Origin of the sequence: Leuconostoc gelidum subsp. gelidum KCTC 3527 (assembly GCF_000166715.1) — a bacterium.
GTDB classification, from domain to species: Bacteria; Bacillota; Bacilli; order Lactobacillales; family Lactobacillaceae; genus Leuconostoc; species Leuconostoc gelidum.
Genome location: NZ_AEMI01000011.1, coordinates 1 through 20,849, shown reverse-complemented (window position 1 = coordinate 20,849; position 20,849 = coordinate 1). Strand labels below are relative to the sequence as shown.

General features: G+C 36.8%; 16 protein-coding genes and 1 pseudogene. 16 read left to right on the top strand and 1 reads right to left on the bottom strand.

The features are described from left to right. Positions 1-50: 50 nt before the first annotated feature. Positions 51-995 (bottom strand): sugar-binding transcriptional regulator, encoded by a 945-nt coding sequence (locus EUI_RS0102545; protein ID WP_010015843.1) that lies wholly within the window; start codon positions 993-995, stop codon positions 51-53. 260 nt (positions 996-1,255) lie between these two features. Between EUI_RS0102545 and EUI_RS0102540 the strand changes: the two genes are divergently transcribed. From EUI_RS0102540 to EUI_RS10980, 16 genes and pseudogenes are all read left to right on the top strand, one after another. Then, the gene (locus tag EUI_RS0102540; RefSeq protein WP_029508500.1) at positions 1,256-2,413 is read left to right on the top strand and encodes an NAD(P)-dependent malic enzyme; all 1,158 of its coding nucleotides are present in this window, start codon (positions 1,256-1,258) and stop codon (positions 2,411-2,413) included. 4 nt (positions 2,414-2,417) lie between these two features. Continuing rightward, the gene (gene citC / locus EUI_RS0102535; protein WP_010015841.1) at positions 2,418-3,479 is read left to right on the top strand and encodes a [citrate (pro-3S)-lyase] ligase; all 1,062 of its coding nucleotides are present in this window, start codon (positions 2,418-2,420) and stop codon (positions 3,477-3,479) included. Continuing rightward, positions 3,469-3,762 (top strand): citrate lyase acyl carrier protein, encoded by a 294-nt coding sequence (gene citD / locus EUI_RS0102530; RefSeq protein WP_010015840.1) that lies wholly within the window; start codon positions 3,469-3,471, stop codon positions 3,760-3,762. Before citC ends, citD begins: the two co-directional genes overlap by 11 nt. Continuing rightward, positions 3,762-4,673, top strand: a complete 912-nt coding sequence (gene citE / locus EUI_RS0102525) for a citrate (pro-3S)-lyase subunit beta (protein WP_010015839.1) — start codon at positions 3,762-3,764, stop codon at positions 4,671-4,673. The genes citD and citE overlap by 1 nt, the downstream gene beginning before the upstream one ends. Next, positions 4,663-6,202, top strand: a pseudogene (citF, locus tag EUI_RS10015) (citrate lyase subunit alpha). Before citE ends, citF begins: the two are co-directional and overlap by 11 nt. Before the next feature lie 61 nt (positions 6,203-6,263). Then, positions 6,264-7,661 carry a triphosphoribosyl-dephospho-CoA synthase CitG gene (citG, locus tag EUI_RS0102515; RefSeq protein ID WP_010015837.1) on the top strand — a complete coding sequence of 466 codons (1,398 nt, stop codon included), beginning with the start codon at positions 6,264-6,266 and terminating at the stop codon, positions 7,659-7,661. Beyond that, the gene (locus tag EUI_RS0102510) at positions 7,658-8,446 is read left to right on the top strand and encodes an alpha/beta fold hydrolase (protein WP_010015836.1); all 789 of its coding nucleotides are present in this window, start codon (positions 7,658-7,660) and stop codon (positions 8,444-8,446) included. The genes citG and EUI_RS0102510 overlap by 4 nt, the downstream gene beginning before the upstream one ends. Positions 8,447-8,554: 108 nt before the next feature. After that, complete coding sequence (locus tag EUI_RS0102505; RefSeq protein WP_010015834.1) at positions 8,555-9,880, top strand: 2-hydroxycarboxylate transporter family protein; 1,326 nt, start codon at positions 8,555-8,557, stop codon at positions 9,878-9,880. Between the two features lie 258 nt (positions 9,881-10,138). Next, positions 10,139-12,841 (top strand): bifunctional acetaldehyde-CoA/alcohol dehydrogenase, encoded by a 2,703-nt coding sequence (adhE, locus tag EUI_RS0102500; RefSeq protein WP_010015832.1) that lies wholly within the window; start codon positions 10,139-10,141, stop codon positions 12,839-12,841. Positions 12,842-12,960: 119 nt separating this feature from the next. After that, on the top strand, positions 12,961-15,342 hold the full coding sequence (locus tag EUI_RS0102495) for a YhgE/Pip domain-containing protein (protein WP_010015831.1): 2,382 nt from the start codon (positions 12,961-12,963) through the stop codon (positions 15,340-15,342). Between the two features lie 31 nt (positions 15,343-15,373). Continuing rightward, positions 15,374-15,880 (top strand): RrF2 family transcriptional regulator, encoded by a 507-nt coding sequence (locus tag EUI_RS0102490; RefSeq protein WP_010015830.1) that lies wholly within the window; start codon positions 15,374-15,376, stop codon positions 15,878-15,880. A gap of 156 nt (positions 15,881-16,036) precedes the next feature. Next, entirely contained in the window at positions 16,037-16,492 is a 456-nt protein-coding gene (locus tag EUI_RS0102485; RefSeq protein ID WP_010015829.1) for a MarR family transcriptional regulator, read from the top strand. Further along, positions 16,493-17,833 carry a dihydrolipoyl dehydrogenase family protein gene (locus tag EUI_RS0102480; RefSeq protein WP_010015828.1) on the top strand — a complete coding sequence of 447 codons (1,341 nt, stop codon included), beginning with the start codon at positions 16,493-16,495 and terminating at the stop codon, positions 17,831-17,833. A gap of 18 nt (positions 17,834-17,851) precedes the next feature. After that, positions 17,852-18,808: an NADP-dependent oxidoreductase gene (locus tag EUI_RS0102475; RefSeq protein WP_010015827.1), complete on the top strand. Its 957-nt coding sequence runs from the start codon at positions 17,852-17,854 to the stop codon at positions 18,806-18,808. Next, positions 18,809-19,168, top strand: a complete 360-nt coding sequence (locus tag EUI_RS0102470; RefSeq protein ID WP_010015825.1) for a DUF1304 domain-containing protein — start codon at positions 18,809-18,811, stop codon at positions 19,166-19,168. 1,506 nt (positions 19,169-20,674) lie between these two features. After that, on the top strand, positions 20,675-20,779 hold the full coding sequence (locus EUI_RS10980) for a KxYKxGKxW signal peptide domain-containing protein (RefSeq protein ID WP_010015822.1): 105 nt from the start codon (positions 20,675-20,677) through the stop codon (positions 20,777-20,779). Positions 20,780-20,849 lie beyond the last annotated feature (70 nt).

Genomic DNA, 20,849 nt, shown 5'->3' with positions numbered 1-20,849 from the left:
AAACGCCCAATAAGTTAGGTTTATCTAACTTATTGGGCGTTTTTTTGACGTTATTTTAATGTATGTTCATTCAAAATTCTGTAAGCCATTGCTTCACTGAGAATGATGTCAGTAATTAATTGACCACGGAGTGCACCAATGACTGCTTGATATTTTGATTTACCACGAACTAAACAAATTCGTTTTGGAACTTGTAATATTTGTGCAACTGGTAATCCGACAATTTTATCATCACCTTGATTTAAAAAGCGGCCATTAATATCATATGGTCGACCAAAGATCATGCCTACCACGCTTTTAACGTTTACTGAAGGGAAAATACCATTTAAATTATTGTGCCAAATTGGAATTGAGTCTAGTGATCGAATTGTTCCTACGCCTGTAATAAGAAAATCCATATGACTTGCCAGCGCTAAGGTATTTTGTAGAGAAGGTTCAGAGTATAAGCCGCCACGCACAATGTCATTAAGAATGTAAAGTGGAGCCGGTAAAGTTAGAAATTCACCAGAAACTTTTTTTGCAGCACGTTCTACCATCCGCATTGATCCAGCGGTAGAATTATATTTCATATTCTCACCTAAAAATTGTGTAAATTTAACACGTTCCAGCGGTGTACTTTTTAAGCTGTCTATCATACTATATATTGTTTCGCCCCAGGTGAGACCAACAACTTTATTATTAGTCTGTAATAATTCACCAACGAATTCAGCAGCAAAATTGGATAAATGAGTTGATGTGGTGATGTTGTTAATGTCATCTTGCACCACGTAAAAATTAACATTAGAAAACTTATCTTGTAATATATGTTCTAGCTGTGAATTACGATGAGAGTTTTCGGTAATTTCAATCTTAACAATCCCATTTTTAACAGCTTCGTTGAGATATTTATTGATTAAATAACGACTAATATTATATTTTTTTGAGATATCCCCGAACGGTAATTTGTTGAGGTAATAATCTTGAGAAATTTGAGAAAGTAATGCACGATCAGCCATGAGATCCTCCACATAAATATATTTTACTAGTATTTCACTAATTAAACAATCGTTTAATTAATTGAACGAATTTTAAAAATAAGAATTTAAAAAAATGAATTTATTTTAAATATTTTAAAAAGTAAATATTTTATGGCTTTTATTTTAAAATTTAAGACAAAAAGTATTGACTTGGTTTCAAGCAATTACTAGAATGAGACTTGTTAATAACTGTACATGAGTACATGCAAACTTGACCTAAATTAGAAAAGAGGGACATTTTGGTAGATATGAAAGAAGTGCTGTCAATTCATGAGGCACATACTGGGGTTTTGGATATAGAGTCGCAATTTGACATTACAACACCATCAGCACTGAGTGAGGCATACACGCCAGGCGTTGCAGGGTTAGCAAAATTAATTGCTAACGATGAATCGAAAAAAAACATTTATACCATGAGTGGCAAATTAATTCCAGTGATCACCGATGGTTCAGCTGTATTAGGATTAGGTAATATTGGTCCTGCGGCTGGTCTACCGATTGTTGAAGGGAAGGCGCTCATTTATAAAAACTTTGCTAATGTGAATGCTTTGCCGATGGCATTGAATCAAGTAAGTGTTGATGAATTTGTCAATGCAATAAAAGCAATGGCTCCCTCATTTGCTGGTATTCATTTAGAAGATATTGGCGCGCCACGCGTATTTGAAATTGAACGACGCTTGAGTGAGGAACTTGATATTCCTGTCTACCATGATGATCAGACAGGCACGGCAATTGTTGTTCTTGCAGGCCTTATTAATGCCGCAAAAGTTGTTGGAAAAAATTTACAACAATTAAAAGTAGTAGTCAATGGTATTGGTGCGGCAGGTGTCGCAACAACTAAAATTTTATTGGCAGTTGGTCTAAAAAACATCACATTAGTTGATATTGATGGTGTTGTGCGATCGGATAATCAAAAATACAATAGTTATCAACGTGAATTGACGACTCAAGTGAATCAAAGCGTTGGGGCAACTCTCGATGAAGTTATTGTAGATCAAGATGTTTTTGTTGGTTTATCAGATGCGAATGTGCTAACTGATAGTCAAGTGAGACGCATGGCCAAGAAGCCGATTATCTTTGCATTAGCTAATCCCGTGCCGGAAATATCACCAGAAGAAGCGATAAATGCCGGCGCAGCGGTTGTGGCAACGGGATCGTCGCAATGGCCTAACCAAGTGAATAATGTCTTGGTATTTCCTGGATTATTTAAAGGGTTATTATCAAGTGGTCTGAAGCATGTTGATATGCCATTACAGATACGTGTGGCACATGCACTGGCTGATATGATTAAAAATCCCGATGCCACACACGTTGTTCCTGGTGTTTTTGGTAAAGGCATTGTGCACGCAGTGGAACAATCAATTTTAGATTATGCAAAACAATTAAGTGGTAATTAAGTTCATGACAAACACAGTGCAAGACATTCACATGTCAAATGCTACTCAAAAAAAGAAGTGGCAAGCATTTTTGATTAAACTTGGCATTAACCAATTTGATGATCAAGAGTTAGATGTAATTGAGCAAACAATAGGTATCTATGATGACGATCAACTAGTTGCAACGGGATCCATTGCAGGAAACATTATAAAATATGTCGGGACTTGCGCCATTGGAGAAATAACTAAGGGCGCAAGGTTTAATCAATTGATGACAGTTTTAGAAAATCGTATGGCTTTGTTAGGACGATTTCATCAATTTGTATATACAAAACCATTATATGTGCAAAGTTTTGAACATATTGGCTTTAAGTTGCTAGCTAATTCAAATGAAGGTGCTCTTCTTGAGAAGGGGTCACCAGATGTCCAAGATTTTTTAAATACTATTCCAAAAGCACCACAAGGTGTTCAAAAAATAGGGAGTGTTGTTGTTAATGCGAATCCATTTACGGTAGGGCACCGATACTTAATTGAAAAAGCAGCAAGTGAAAATAATTTAGTATATGTATTTGTTGTTAATCAAGATGTTTCTTTATTTCGCACAGATGAACGTTTTGAATTAGTTAAGCAAGGGGTCAAAGATTTAAAAAATGTTGTTGTTGTTGCAGGTGGTGACTATATCATTAGTTATTTAACTTTTCCGTCGTATTTTATAACCAATACACAGCAAATTATTAATTACCAAACGACGATAGATGCGCGTATTTTTAAGAATATTATTGCTTCAGCATTGGCAATTCAAACGAGATATGTCGGTAGTGAACCGCTTTCTTATACAACCTATTTATATAATCAAACATTGGTACGTGAATTAAAACCAGAGATAAAAGTAATAATCGTACCTAGAATAGCACAATACAATCAAACAGAAATAATATCAGCTCGTAAAGTACGGCAGGCGATTGCGGATGATGATTTTGAAACGTGGTCTGAGATAGTGCCTGAGACCACAAAAAATTTTATTAGCCAACATTTAGCTGAACTGCAAATGCGCATTAGAAAGGGACAAAAGATTAATGGAAATTAAGAAAACCGCAATAGCGGGAACATTGGAGTCGTCTGATGTTCAAATTATGTTAACTCAGGGAACGGATGGCATTGTATTTGATCTCGTATCAGATGTTGTTAAACAATTTGATGAGGCAATTAAGAAAACAATTAATCAGGTCCTGTCAGAGTATGACGTTCAAAATGTCATTGTAAAAGTGGTAGATAAAGGCGCCTTGGATATGGTTATTAAAGCGCGAACTGTTGCAGTAGTACAGCGGGCTCTCGATATTGTAGATGAACCTAAGTGGGAGGTGCTGTAATGGCTATGGAAGAAAAGTTACGTCGTACCATGATGTTTGTGCCAGGAAATAATCCAGCAATGGTTAAAGACGCGGGTATTTTTGGGGCTGATTCTATTATGTTTGACCTTGAAGATGCTGTATCGCTTTCAGAAAAAGATGCTGCGCGATATTTAGTATATGAAGCGTTGCAAACAGTTGATTATGGTCGCTCCGAACTAGTTGTGCGCATTAATGGGTTGGATACACCTTTCTATCGTAATGATATTAAGGCGATGGTTAAGGCAGGAATTGATGTGATTCGTTTGCCTAAAGTTGAAACGGCAGATATGATACGAGATCTTGAAGGCCTAGTAGCTGAAGCTGAAATAGAATTTGGACGTGAGATTGGGACAACACATTTAATGGCTGCGATTGAGTCTGCACGTGGTGTTGTCAACGCCAATGAAATTGCACGATCTTCCGAACGAATGATTGGTATTGCGTTGTCAGCTGAAGATTACACAACAGATATGAAAACACATCGTTATCCCGATGGACAAGAGTTATTGTACGCACGAAATGTCATTTTACATGCAGCTAGAGCTGCTGGAATTGCTGCCTTTGATACTGTATTTACTGATTTGAACGATGAGGCAGGATTTAAACGTGAAACCAAGTTGATTCACCAACTTGGTTTTGATGGTAAATCATTAATTAATCCACGACAAATTGACATGGTTAATCAGGTATATCAACCATTGAAAAAAGAAATTGTAACTGCTCAAAATGTCATTGCTGCTATTGAGAACGCCAAACAAAAAGGTTCAGGTGTTATTTCTATGAATGGACAGATGGTTGACAGACCAGTCGTATTACGTGCTGAACGTGTCATGCGTTTAGCTAAAGCTAATAATTTAGTCGATGAGGAGGGAAACTACATTGAAAAATAAAGTAGAACGTGACATACCTGACGATATTTTAAAACAGGTAAACCAGTCAAATATTTAAAGGCGTTGACTATGGTCAACCAACAATTCAACGCGTTGCACCTAAAGTCAGGACAACAACAGGTCAGAATAAAATTTTAGATTCAGTAGATGAGGTTGTCACACAAACTGTTAGAGATGGTATGACAATTTCGTTTCATCATCATTTTCGTGAAGGAGATTATGTCTTTAACATAATCATGCGCAGCATTATCGATCACGGTTATAAAAATCTTACCTTAGCGCCATCATCTTTGACAAATGTGATGAATGATATTGTTGTTGAAGCCATTAAAAAAGGTGTCGTAACTGGTATCACTTCCTCAGGTATGCGTGGTAGTTTGGGTGATGCTGTGTCACATGGTATTTTGAAAAATCCTGTTATATTCAGATCTCATGGGAATCGTGCTCGTGCTATAGAGAGTGGTGATATCAAAATTGACGTTGCCTTTCTTGGCGTACCAAACACTGATGATATGGGAAACGCCAATGGCATGGATGGTGTGGCAGCCTTTGGTTCATTAGGATATGCGCTAATTGATGCCCAATATGCGAATACGTTGGTTCTGATTACAGATAATATTAAGCCGTATCCTAATACACCAGCCTCTATTAAGCAAACCCAGGTTGATTACATTGTGCAAATAAATGAAGTGGGAAATCCAGATAAAATTGGTTCAGGTGCAACACGATTTACTAAGGATCCTAAGGAACTTAAAATTGCCAAAATGGTTAACGATGTCATTGTTAATTCCGATTACTTTAAAAATGATTTTTCATTTCAAACGGGTTCAGGTGGTGCGGCGCTGGCTGTTACAAGATTTTTACGTACAACAATGATTGACAAAAATATTAAAGCGGCTTTTGCATTGGGTGGTATTACTAAACCAACTGTTGATTTGTTAAATGAAGGACTAGTTGCCAAAGTGATGGATGTTCAAGATTTTGACAAAGGTGCGGCTGAATCAATGAAGGATAACCCATACCAACAAGAAATTGATGCTTCTTGGTATGCTGATCCAGCTAATAAAGGCGCTATGGTTGACAAATTAGATGTAGCCATTTTATCTGCTCTAGAAATTGACACGAAGTTTAACGTTAACGTCATGTCCGGATCAGATGGCATCATTCGTGGTGCCATTGGCGGTCATCAAGATGCGGCAACGGCTAAATTAACCATCATTTCAGCGCCACTTGTTCGAGGACGCATTGCAACAATTGTGCCTGAAGTTACCACAGTTATCACACCAGGTGACTCAATTGATGTGATTGTGACAGAAGTTGGCATCGCTATTAATCCAAAACGACAAGATTTAATGGCTCAATTAAAGAATGTTCCTGGGTTACCCCTTTACACAATTGAAGCATTGCAAGAAAAAGCGGAAAAAATTGTTGGCACACCAAAACCATTACAGTTTACAGATCGTGTTGTTGCAGTTGCTGAATATCGAGATGGCACATTAATTGACGTGATTAAACAAGTGAAAGAATGAATTTAAACAACGAACCTTAAGGTTCGTGTACATAGATTTAAGAATGAAAAGAGGCAACTGAATGAACGTCTTTGAAAATGGTCGATCAATTGACTTGATGGCTGTATTAGATAATAGGGAATGGCGTAGTCATTACCAAGAAAGATTAAAAGTACAGTATCCAACAGCAATTATTGTCAGCATTAAGTTAAATATACCCGGACCAATTAAAAGTAGTCCCCTACTTAAGGATAGTTATAATTTTGGTTTGCGCGATATCAAGCAATGTTTAAAGCAATTTAAAATTGTGTATGAACGATTTTTTATTGAAAAGGCAACTGGTCCTGAAGGCTTTTTGGCCGTTTTAGGAGACTTGAAAGCAGTTAAATTGGCGACAATTTCATTTGAAGAAAAAAGTACTATTGGTCGCTTGTTTGACATAGATATTATGTCTGAAAAAAATGAGCAGCAATTGTCACGACGCAGTTTAGGGTATCAGGCCCGTACTTGTTTAATTTGTGATAAAGACGCGAAAATATGTATTAAACGAGGCGTGCATACGCTTGAATCTGGTTATGACGCAATTAATAAAATTTGTACGATATATATGAAAAAACAGATAACGATTCCAAAACAATCACAAGATCAAGTTATGCGTGCCGCAATGACAGCACTACTTTATGAAGTATCATTAAATCCTAAACCAGGGTTGGTAGATCCTGTGAGTAATGGCGCACATAATGATATGACAGTTTTCACATTTATTGATAGTAGTCTGTCATTACAACAATATTTTAACGAAGCTTATGCCATATCACATGATTTTTCAGGGGATGATTTGACAATAATGTTTGAAACATTAAGACAATTGGGCATACGAGCTGAAGCAGAAATGTGTGATGCAACACATGGCGTTAATACGCATAAAGGGGCAATATTTTCGTTAGGCATTTTAATTTCAGCGATTGCTTATGGTACGCGAAATGGTGGTGTAACTATAGATGATTTGCAAAAAATTATAACCAAAATGACAGTTGGCTTGGTACAGCGTGATTTTAAAAATCTATATGAAAAGAAACAAAAATTAACTGCTGGTGAACAACAATATCAACAATACCGGTTACCCGGAATTCGTGGTGAGGCTGCATCAGGTTTTCCTATAGTGATGGATATGGCGTTGCCGTTTTTATTAAAATCCGTAGGGACAACGAGTCAGCGTTTACTTGATACACTGATGAAAATTGCGAATTCTATTGTTGATACTAACTTAATTAAGCGTGCAGGTAGTCCTGATATTTTAACAGAACTCAAGCAATGGTCAGCGATGTATTTTGCATTAGGTGGCAGTCAAACACCTGCAGGGATAACCTATTTAGAAAAATTAGATGCTGAGTTTATGCAACGTCATTTAAGCATAGGTGGCACCGCGGATAATTTAATTTCAACGGTTTTCCTTGCAAGATTGGTTGGTGGTATATGACGAGTTTTATAACAAGTGACAAAGTTAAGCTGTCCTATACAGATCAAGGTAATGGCCAAGCGGTTATTTTGTTAACTGGTTATGCTGGTGTGAAAGAAGAATGGTATTACCAATCAGCCTGTTTACTCGAACGTGGTTTTCGGGTGATTACCTTAGATTGGCGTTGTCATGGCGCCTCAACACATACGGCAAAAAATTTAAAGATTATGCGGTTGGCTGCAGATTTACATGAATTAATTATAAATTTGAAGTTGATAAGCGTCAGATTGATAGGACATTCCATGGGTGGCAGTGTGATATGGGCGTATACAGTACTCTTTGGTTATCAAAGCATTGATTGCATCATAACAATAGATGAATCACCTAAATTGTTGAACGATGAGAAATGGTCGGGTGGTTTAGTTAATTTAAAATGGGACAATTTTTGGATGATTTCTGAGCAAATACCTTTCTTAAAAATGAATAAACAGCCAATATCTACTGAGTTACGAGTAATACTGAATGGTATTAAAAAATCAAATCCTTTTGATTTTGATTTAGGTCATGAATTGCTGATTGATCATTTATTACAGGATTGGCGTCAGGTAATTAGAGATATTAAAGTACCACAATTATTTGTTAAAGGCGCATGTACATCAATATGGGAGAATGATTATTCTAATTATTGTGAATATACAAACAATAAGTTTTCTAAATTGGTAACGCTTAATAATGTCGGGCATATGCCGCAGGTAGAAGACTATAAATCCTTTAATAATGCTATTGTTAATTTTCTAAAAGACTAGATAAATAAAAATATAATTAAGAATGTGATTGCTATAAAGTGATGATTATGTCAATTTTTACAACCTCTTGTGAAGTTTATAACTAATGGATGATGGAGAATTTAAACGATGTTAGATAATAATGACAGCAAAACTACGACGCATAGCTGGCGCAGCCGACTTGCCAAATTGGATGCAATTCAAATAAGTGGTATTGGCATGGTTGCTTATATTTTAATGGCAATTTTACTGGTAGTAGCGATACAGACACACACTTTACCGAATACAATGATCGGCGCTATTTTAGTTTTGGTTTTGATGGGACATATTTTTTACTACTTAGGCGCACATTTACCTATTTTTAAGTCGTATTTGGGCGGCGGATCCGTGTTTACTATTTTTGCGACAGCTATTTTGGCCACAACAGGTATTATGCCACAATCAGTTGTTCATACTGCTTCAGGATTTATTAACGGTATGGATTTCCTAGGATTGTATATTGTATCATTAATTGGCTCATCAATTTTTAAGATGAATCGTAAAATGTTGTTAAGTGCGGCTATAAGGTTCTTACCCGTTGCATTTATTTCAATGGCAATCACATTCTTTGGTGTTGGCTTAATGGGAATGTTAATTGGTGAGGGTTTTGATCATGCAGTGTTGTATATCAGTTTACCAATTATGGCAGGTGGTGTTGGTGCTGGTATCGTACCTTTATCAGGCATATATGCGCATGCGTTTGGACGTCCAGCTGCAGCAATATTATCTCAGCTATTTCCAGCAGTTATTTTTGGTAACCTATTGGCTATTATTAGTGCTGGTTTAGTTTCTAAAATATTTATGACAAGTAAATACAATGGGCACGGAGAGTTGCTACATAGTAAAAATAGCAGTGAAAAAGTTGCAAAGGAATTGAAACCAGACTATATTCAGATGGGTGTTGGTCTTGTTGTTTCGGTATCATTCTTTGTATTTGGCACAATGTTGAGTGCCATTTTCCCAAATATTAATGCCTATGCCTTTATTATTTTAACAATTGTATTAATTAAGGCACTTGGACTGTTACCCACTTATTATGAAGAATCAGTGATTATGTTCGGCCAATTGGTCGTAAAAAATATGACACATGCTTTACTTGCCGGTGTCGGATTATCATTGTTGAATATTAAATTACTATTGAGCGCACTATCATGGCAGTTTGTTGTTTTGTGTGTAACTAGTATCATCATCATATCATTAGCAAGTGCTTTCTTAGGAAAAATTTTCGGACTTTATCCAGTTGAATCAGTTATCACAGCAGGATTGGCTAACAATAGCATGGGGGGAACCGGAAACGTTGCAGTTTTGGCCGCATCAAATCGTATGCATTTGATTGCTTTTGCACAGATGGGCAATCGAATTGGTGGTGCACTCGTTTTGGTTATTGCAGGAATTTTAGTATCATTTATGAGATGAAATACAGTCATATCTGAAAGGTAAGTTATTTATAACTTATCTTTTTTTGTAATGGTGTATTATAAATTTAGGCGTATTATACATTTTTATTGATTCATTGTAAATAATTACACAAACAAATTAATTAATAGAAAGCGCTTACAAAACTAATAGTAACAGCGTTTTAAAAACTTTTATAAAAATACTTGCTTTTTATAAAAGGGTGTTATATACTTATATTGTTAAGTAATGAGCAAACAATAAAAGGAGCACATCATTATGGCAGACACAATTGTAAAAAAGCCTGTAAAAAAGGTTTTGACACCTGAAGAAAAAGCAGAACTACAAATACAAGCTGAAGCAATGACAGCAGCATTAGTTGAAAAATCAAAAATAGCATTAGCAACGTTTTCAACCTATACACAGGAACAAGTTGATAAGATCGTAGCAGCGATGGCATTAGCAGGTTCAGAAAATTCTTTAGTATTAGCCCATGCAGCGTACGATGAAACTGGTCGAGGTGTTGTTGAAGATAAAGATACAAAAAATCGTTTTGCATCAGAATCTGTTTATAACGCAATCAAATTTGATAAGACAGTTGGTGTAATTAGCGAAGATAAGATTCAAGGGAAAGTTGAATTGGCTGCACCGTTAGGCGTCTTGGCTGGTATCGTGCCCACAACTAATCCAACATCGACAACGATTTTCAAGTCAATGCTAACAGCGAAGACACGAAACACAATTATCTTTGCATTTCATCCACAAGCACAAAAATCATCGGCACTTGCTGCAAAAATTGTTTATGATGCAGCTGTTAAGGCTGGTGCACCTGAAAACTTTATTCAATGGATTGAAAAGCCATCACTTTATGGTACTAGTGCGTTAATTCAAAATCAGGGCATTGCATCTATTCTAGCTACTGGTGGTCCTGCAATGGTTAATGCAGCCTTGAAGTCGGGAAATCCTTCAATGGGTGTTGGTGCTGGAAACGGTGCTATTTATCTTGATGCAACAGTTGATACTGACCGTGCGGTATCTGACTTGTTGTTGTCAAAACGTTTTGATAATGGTATGATCTGTGCTACTGAAAATTCAGCAGTCATTCAAGCCCCAATTTATGATGAAGTACTTCAAAAGATGCAGGCTCAAGGTGCTTATTTAGTACCTAAAAAAGACTACAAAAAAATTGCTGATTATGTGTTTAAGCCAAATGCCGAAGGCTTTGGAATTGCTGGCCCAGTTGCTGGTATGTCAGGCCGTTGGATTGCTGAACAAGCTGGCGTGAAAATTCCTGAAGGCAAAGATGTCTTACTGTTTGAATTGGATCAAAAAAACATTGGTGAAGCTTTGTCTTCAGAAAAGTTGTCACCGTTACTTTCAATTTATAAGGTTGAAAAGCGTGAAGAGGCTATTAAAACAGTACAATCATTGCTGAACTATCAAGGTGCCGGACACAATGCTGCTATTCAAATTGGTTCACAAGATGATCCATTTATTAAAGAATATGCGGATGCAATTGGTGCATCACGTATCTTGGTTAACCAACCGGATTCAATCGGTGGTGTTGGCGATATCTATACAGATGCTATGCGGCCATCATTGACGCTTGGTACCGGATCATGGGGGAAGAATTCATTGTCTCACAACTTATCAACATATGACTTGCTTAACATTAAAACAGTGGCTCGCAGACGTAACCGACCACAGTGGATTCGTTTACCTAAAGAAGTCTACTATGAAGCAAATGCAATCACTTACCTGCAAGAATTGCCATCAATTAAGCGGGCATTCATTGTTGCTGATCCTGGTATGGTGCAGTTCGGATTTGTTGGTAAAGTATTGAGCCAACTTGAATTACGTCAAGAACAGGTAGAAACAAACATTTATGGTTCAGTTAAACCTGATCCAACTTTATCACAAGCTGTTGATATTGCCCGTCAAATGGCTGCATTTAAGCCAGACACTGTTATTCTACTTGGTGGTGGTTCAGCGCTTGATGCTGGAAAAATTGCGCGTTTCTTATACGAATATTCAACACGTCACGACGGTATTTTAGAAGACGAAGACGGTATCAAAGAGTTATTCATGGAATTACAACAAAAGTTCATGGATATTCGTAAGCGTATCGTTAAGTTCTATCATGCGCGTTTGACGCAAATGGTTGCTATTCCAACAACATCTGGTACTGGTTCAGAAGTGACGCCATTCGCGGTAATAACTGATGATCAAACACATGTTAAGTATCCATTGGCTGATTATGAATTGACACCCGAGGTAGCGATTGTCGATCCAGAGTTTGTTATGACCGTGCCAAAGCGCACAGTAGCATTCTCAGGTTTGGATGCTTTGTCACATGCATTTGAATCTTATGTGTCAGTTATGGCATCAGAATTTACACGCCCTTGGGCTTTACAAGCTATCAGGTTGATTTTTGACAATTTGACAACATCATATCAATACGATCCAAAAAATCCGACAAAAGAAGGTCAAAACGCGCGCACAAAGATGCACTATGCCTCAACCTTAGCTGGTATGTCGTTTGCCAATGCGTTCTTAGGAATTAACCATTCGCTAGCCCACAAAACTGGTGGTGAATTCGGTTTGCCTCATGGCTTGGCAATTGCAATTGCAATGCCTCATGTCATCAAATTTAATGCGGTGACTGGTAACGTTAAGCGTACGCCTTATCCACGCTATGAAACTTACACAGCGCAAAAAGATTATGCAGATATTGCCCGTTATCTTGGATTAAAGGGTAATACAGATGCTGAGATGGTTGATGCTTTGATTGCTGCTGTAAAAACGTTAGCTAAGTCGGTTGAAGTTGACCAAACTTTGACTGGTAATGGCGTTAAGAAAGCGGATTTAGAAAATAATATTGATCAGTTGACAGACCTTGTCTACAATGATCAGTGCACACCAGGCAATCCACGCCAGCCTAGTTTAGAAGAAATCAAACAATTGTTGAGAGATCAACTTTAATTAATAAGAGAAAACATCAAATAATAACAGGTTGATGTTTTTTTGTTTGCAAAATTTCTTAACCGTGTATATAATATATCCATAGACATTTAAAGTACACGAAAAAGAAGGTTTGGCACATGAAGTTTTGGAAAAGCGCAGAATGGCAGCGCATTGGTAAATTACGTGGTTTAAAATTACTATTGATAGGGATTACCTTAATTCCAAGTATTTATGCGGTGATATTTTTGTCATCTCTGTGGGATGCTTACGGGAATGTTAGTAATTTACCTGTAGCTGTGGTTAATCAGGATAAAGCAGCTAAGATTAACGGCAAGACTCAGCATTTGGGATCTGATTTATCAGATAAATTAATAAAAGATCAACCTTTAAAAATAAGTGAAGTATCATATAAAAAAGCTCAAGATGGTTTAAAGCAAGGTAAATATTATATGACGATCACTATTCCAAGTGACTTTACAAGTAATGCCGGTACTTTACTAAGTGGCAAACCAAATGCTTCTAAAATAACCATTGCACATAATGCAGGACAAAGTTTCATTGCTGAAAAAATGACGAGTTCAGCAGCAGCTAAAATTCAAACGAGTGTCACAAAATCGTTACAAAAAGTTTATAACGAAACAATTTTGTCAGCTACAAAATCGTCACAAAAAGGCTTGCAAGCAGGTGCTAATGGTGCAAATAAATTAAATAATGGCTTAGGTCAACTTGCCGATGGCACAAAAAAATTAAATGACGGTGCATCGTCATTATCATCTGGTTCATCAACATTGGTAGATGGTTTGAATCAGTATACGAATGGTGTATCGCAAGCTAACAATGGATCCAATCAACTCACTACTGGGGCTAATTCTGCTACTACTGGGGCTAACCAATTGGCTTCTGGAACATCTCAGTTGGCAAAAAATGCACCACAATTAGAAGCCGGGAGTCAACAACTAGCTTCTGGAGCACAAGAATTATCAAAAAAGTTGCAAGAAGTTAGTCAAGGTATTATAGATGGGCAGAATAATGAAAAAACTGTCGCACAGTTAAAAGCCCTAGATGATGGTTTGACATCAGTGACTGATGGGCTAAGCCAAATAGAAGTATTGTTAAATAAAATACCGGATATTAATGTTCCTGATTCAAATTCGGGAATGACTAGTGCTGCTGTTGATTTGAGAAGTGGATTAACTGGATCTGGCGTTGACATAGGTAAGATGGTTAATAACAGTGACTTCAAAGCATTTTTAGCAGATCATCCTGATGTCAAAGCTGAATTTGAAAATTTGCAAGCAAATCTGAATAATAGTGCCACTGCAGCAGGTACATTGGAAACACAATTAAACATTCTAAAAGAGCAATTAAATAGTTTGCAAAGTCTTCAAGGAAATTTGACAGAGTTAAAGCAAGCTGTGCAGAAGTTGGAGCAGGGTAGTTCAGCGGCAAGGGTTGGGAATCGTGTAGCTATTGGGCAGTTAAACAGTAGTTTAACGATAGTTAGTAACTTATTATCACAACAATTCGTACCAGCTGCCAATCAACTAGCTGATGGTGCAGCCGCTTTAAATGCTGGTCAAAAACAAGTAACAGCTGCATCGTCACAACTTAATAATGGTGCCAGTCAATTAGCTAGTGGCAATTCACAACTAGCGACTGGGGCAAGCCAATTAAATAACGGATTGGGTCAATTGAGCAATAAAAGTGGTGCATTAAATAACGGCGCTAGCCAGTTGAATAGCGGTGCCCAACAGTTAACAACGGGTACATCACAAGCCATGTCAGCATTAGGTCAAGCGCAAAATGGCGCCCAGACTTTGGCATCGAAAATGGCTGATGGTGCTGTTAAACTTGAAGCAATACATGGTAATAAAAATAATGTCAACGCATTAACAAACCCTGTTAAAAGCGCACAAACGAATTTATCAACGGTACAAAATAATGGTACAGGTATGGCACCCTACATGATGTCTGTTGGTTTGTTCGTTGGTATGATTACACTAAGCACAATCTACGACTTTATGACCGTAGCCAAGAAGCCACGTAATGGTATCGCGTGGTGGGCAGATAAACAAACTGTTAACTTCCCAGTGTGGATAGGTCAAGCGCTTGTGATGACAACATTGTTAGTGTTAATAGACGGCCTAAATGCAGCGCGACCTGTAATGATCTTTGTCGTAGCTTTGGTAGCAGCATTCTCGTTTAATCAATTAGTATTGTTTTTCAATGTATTATTTGGCAAACTCGGATCAGGTATTATGTTAGTTCTGATGGTACTTCAATTAAGTGCTAGTGCTGGATCGTATCCGATAGAATTATCAAATGAATTCTTTAGAACAATACATCCATTGGTACCAATGACATATTCAGTTCATGCGTTTCGTGAAACAATTTCTATTGGTGGCAGTGTTGCCAACGACTTAACTATTTTATTAGTCATTGGTCTTGTATCAATGGTGCTAACTTGGGGTGTCTACAATTGGAAACTACGACATAATCAAATGATTTGGTCGGCCTAAAATAACTATATTGTAATGTTTGGAGAAAATTATGAAAATGTCACATGCAGTGGAACAAAGCTTAGTCGTCTTAGTGATGCTGGCTTTGCAAAAAGATGACTTACCGGTTAAAAGTTATTTATTGAGCGATCGACTAGAAGTTTCTGAATCATATTTTAAAAAGACGATGCGAAAGCTGGTTGTGGCGGGTATTGTCCAGGCAATTGCTAGCAAAGAAGGTGGATTCAGATTGGCACGGCCAATTTCTAAAATTACATTGTTGGATGTTTATCAGGCGATTGAGGGCATAGGCAGTTTTATTCATTCAACACAACTCGCTGACCGAATTTTTTTAAGTCAACAATCAAACAAACGTATAGAAGACGTTCAACAAGCTTTAGAAGTTGCTACAAACGATGTGTTGACAGTGTTTAATGAGGCAGAGCAAGATTTTAAAAATAGACTACAAAATTACACAATTGCTAAACTTTTAGGACACATTAATGTTGATGGTTTTGATAAAATTGATTGGCGACAAGTACACATCACTGTTAATTAACGACTTTATGGTCGTTTTTTTATTTGATAGCAAATTTTTAGAGTGTTAGATTAGCATTTAGAATGATGTGATCATTTTTCATCTCAAAGAGGTTAATAGTTTACAAAGTGTGTCGTATGCGATATACTTTTGATATAGAAAATGTCAGGAGTTAATATGGTACAAGACGAACTGCTATATGATGAGCTATGTTTATCAGTTTATAACACAAATCGTTACTTCCACCGATTATATGATCGCGTTTTGGATCAATATGATTTGTCGTATTTACAATATATGAGCTTACTGATTATTCACCAGCGTGACGCGTTAAAAATGATGGATATTGGTATGGTATTAGAGTTATCAAGTAACACACTCACGCCGGTTATTGATAAACTTGTCCAAAAAGGTTGGATTTTAAAAGTTCAAAGCGTAACGGATAAACGCGTCAAAGTCTTGGCAATGGCCGATGATAAACAACAATTATTTCAAAAAATTCTTGGGGAAATTGATGACATACGCGATGTGTTACTGCAACGTAGTAGTCGGCCGTTAGCTGACGTGCTCCGAGAAAACCAAGCGCTCAATCACGTTTTAGAAAGTATGCTAGCAGAAAAGGAAGAAAAATAGATGATGTATGATGTAATTTTTATTGGTAGTGGACACGCTGCATGGCATGGTGCGCAGACATTGGCACGTGCTGGTAAAAAAGTAGCACTCGTTGAAGAAAATAAAGTTGCTGGAACATGCACAAATTTTGGTTGCAATGCCAAAATTTTGCTTGATGGGCCAGCTGAAATGATTCATCATTTGCATCATTATCATGGTATTGGGATTAACGAGACACCAGATATTATTTGGCCAGAATTGATGGCATACAAGCATGAAGTCATTGATCCACTATCAGACGGATTGGCACACATGTTGTCAGTGGATGGTATCGATATTATTACAGGGCATGCTAAATTTATCGATGCCAATGCTCTGAAAGTTACTGGTGAAACTTATACAGCTGAGCAATTTGTTATTGCAACCGGACAACGTCCGGCTAAGCTACCAATTACTGGTGCCGAATTAACACATGACAGTACTGATTTCTTAGACTTACCAGACATGCCAAAATCAATGGTGTTCATTGGTGCGGGTTACATTGCCATGGAATTCGCGTCAATTGCGCATGCTGCTGGTAGCGATGTGACATTGATTGAATATGGTGATCGCGCACTAAATGGTTTTGATGCTGATTATGCGCAGACCGTCGTGGCCGACATGGCTGAGAAAGGTATCACGTTTGCCTTTAATCATGCGGTATCCGAGGTATCACAACTTGAAAACGGACAATATCTCGTGGCAACAGCACAAGGTGACACCTACCAAGTTGATTATGTGATGGATACGACCGGTCGTGTGGCGAACATAGCAGATCTTGGTTTGGATGAGATTGATGTTGATTCTGATCGTCAAGGCGTCTTAGTAGATCATCATCTACAAACGACCATAGCTAATATTTATGCGAGTGGGGATGTGATTTCAAAGTCAATTGCACGTTTAACACCGACAGCAACCTTTGAATCACATTATATTGCTCGTGTCTTATTGGGGGATCAGACGCCAATTGCTTATCCAGTTGTCCCAACAGTTGCCTTCACGCTACCACGTGTGGCACAAGTCGGCGTGACAACTGCTGAGGCGGGCAAACGATCAGATTTAACAGTCATCGAAATTCCTTATGGACAAATGATGCGTTTTCAGACACTAAATGATGTGCACGCAGCGATAAAAATTGTCATAAATCAAGACAAACAATTGGTTGGGGCAGCGCTAATGGGTGATTTTGCACCTGAAGTCATCAACGCGTTGGTACCAGTGATTAACAAACAATATACGAGTGACGATATCAAATCTCAAATTTTTGCTTTCCCAACACACACAGGAGTTGTGTTGCCGATGATTGCAAATTATTTATCTTAAACGTGAGGAAGAACGCATATGAAAGCAGCAATAATTCGTCAATATGGTGATAGTAGCCAATTAGAAGTCATTGATATAGCAGTTCCAGCAATTAAGTCAGATGAAGTCTTAGTTGAAAACATGGCAACTAGTATTAATCCAATCGACTATAAAGCTCGCCAAGGGCTGTTACAAGGCATGTTTCAATGGCAATTTCCAGTTGTTCTAGGTTGGGATATTGCCGGTAAAATTATTGCAGTTGGGGATGATGTCCATGATTTTCATGTTGGGGATGCCGTTTTTGCACGACCTGATATTGACCCGATAGGCAAAAATGGCACGTATGCCGAATACACTGCGGTTAAAGCAGATAAGTTAGCGCGCAAACCGGACAATATTAGTTTTGAAGCAGCTGCAGCTGTACCATTGGCTGGTTTAACAGCGTTACAAATGTTACGTCAATTACAAGTTAAGGCTGGTCAAAAAGTACTTATCCAAGCTGGGGCAGGCGGTGTGGGTATTTATGCCATTCAACTCGCTAAAAAACTAGGCGCGTATGTTGCCACGACGGCTAGTCACAGCAATCGTGATTTTGCCACTAACTTAGGTGCTGATCGCGTGATTGATTATCATCAAGAAACTATAGCAGAAGTATTATCAGATTATGATGCCGTATTTGATATGGTTGGTGATATTGATAATGGTATTGCTATTTTGAAACCCGGCGGTCATTTTGTGACAATTTCAGCAACACTCACTGAGGCCCAAAAGCAAACCGCTAATAAGACAGTTTCAGAAGGTTGGCTTGAGACAAACGGTCAGGATTTAGCTATCTTAGCTGATGCGATTACTGATGGCACTTTAGAAATTGTGGTGGATTCAGTATACCCACTGACAACAGACGGAATACGAGCAGCACATGAACGTAGCGAAACACATCATGCGCGTGGTAAAATTGTTGTTAAGGTTAAAGTAACTGAATTAGAGGGAGAATAAATGTTTGCATATATTATTACAGGATTGGTCGCAATAGAAGCAATTGTTATTATGGTTATTGAAATGTTTGGTTCATCAAAACAACAAGCGGAAGCTTTTGAATTGGAAGAATCTTTTGTGAAAATACCAGAAGTGAAGTCATTATTGGGAAACCAAGGTGTCTACAATGGATTGTTTGGTGCTTTGATTTTTGCCACAATGTTTCTATTGACTGGACCACAACAAATTTTGATGTTGCAATTAGAGATGCTATTTATTTTGATTGCGGCGATTTACGGTAGTTTAACAGCTGCTCGTAAAATTATTTTAATTCAAGGTTTACCAGCTGCAATTGCTTTGCTTGCGTTGTACTTGAAGTGAAAAATTAATTTTGTAAGAGGATTATGTGGAAATAATAAAGTGGTTTAATGTTTTGATTAAAAAGGTAGAATTTACTGACTAGATTAGTGAATACCGTTTAGTGAAAAATTATCTAGTGTATATGGCTATGGAAACTGGTGTGTTATCAAAAAATTTTCCATAGTTAAGAGATGATTAATGTGCCACAGAATGTTGAGAACTAAACGGTGAAACTGCTTAATTTTGCTCGTTATTTGTATTAATTTAATACAAATAACAATTTTTTAATCCAATCAATATTATCTAATTTGTATGTCATTTATGAAAGGAAAATAAGAATAAAGAAACTAGATTTTAAAAAATGTTATTGCCTTCTTGATATGTGATGTGTTTTTTGGGCAGAAATTTAAGAGTTTTAGTATATTTTGGACAACAATTATAATCTTCTTTTTGTTTAGTGCGGTAGCAACTTACTAGATGAGTTTTGATTATGATCTCGTTAAAAAGGTGACAAGATACATAGTTAAGTAGTTGAATCCTATTTTTAATTGGAATTATTCATCCCATGATACTAGAGCATATACTAATAGTAGTATATCAAATAAATGTTTTTTCGTTAGCTTTTTTAGAATATGATAATATACTTGATTAGCTTCTCTAACATTTATCATTAGTATTGTTAGTACAATTGAGAGACTGTTTTTTTAACAGCAGAATTAGTGCTAAAATCATAACCAAGACCTGTTATTATTGCTATTGGTTTTATTCTAGTGACGTACATTAGCTTAATTTTACTTGTATTGACATCATCATCACGTTTTAATTTATCTGGAAATGACATGACAGCGCTTATGCAAATGACAACTTATTACTTAGGTGATACATTTTTAGCTGTCATGTGTATTATAATTTTTTTAACTATGGCTATTAAATTAATAGTGCTTTGTGCATAAGACATTCATTGTATTTTTCAAAAATCATCATATAAATATTTATTTATATGATGATTTTGTTGTTTATGGTTTCGAACTTTTGTTTAGATGCAATTATTAGCCGGGCGCTACCGATTTTAATGCTTTTATATACAATTGAGAATATATTATTCAATAATGTGCGTATTGTATATATGGTTACTATGGTATTAAAATATATTCCGATTATTTTAGATGGCATAAAATCCCTACTAACTCACATTTACTATAGTGAAACTATAGGACATATTTTATATAGGATTAGAAGGCACAGACTGATATGTATATATTAATAGTGAAAAATTGAAATATGGAACTTTTTAAATTGTTTTTTACGTTTTTATTGTGCAAAATTAGTTTGTTATAGTAAGTTAAGTTATTTCATATGCTGAAAATTTGTTATAAATATAGCAAAAAGGTGATGAACACAATAATAATGTTGAAAATGGGAATAATATGTCAGTAATGTGGGGTTATTGATGTTAAAATATAAAAAGCACAATATCACAATGATTTTAAATTTAGGTTTAGACAAACATAAACAGGAGAGAAAACGATGAAAGAAAATATTACACGAAAAAAGTTATATAAGTCCGGTAAGGTGTGGGTAGCAGCTGCCACTGTATCTGCGATAATAGGTATGGTATGGGGCAACGACTAAAGTGAGTGCTGATACAGTTGCTGCAACAGTGGATAATAACGTAAAAATTGTCACGAAAACGGAACCGGTT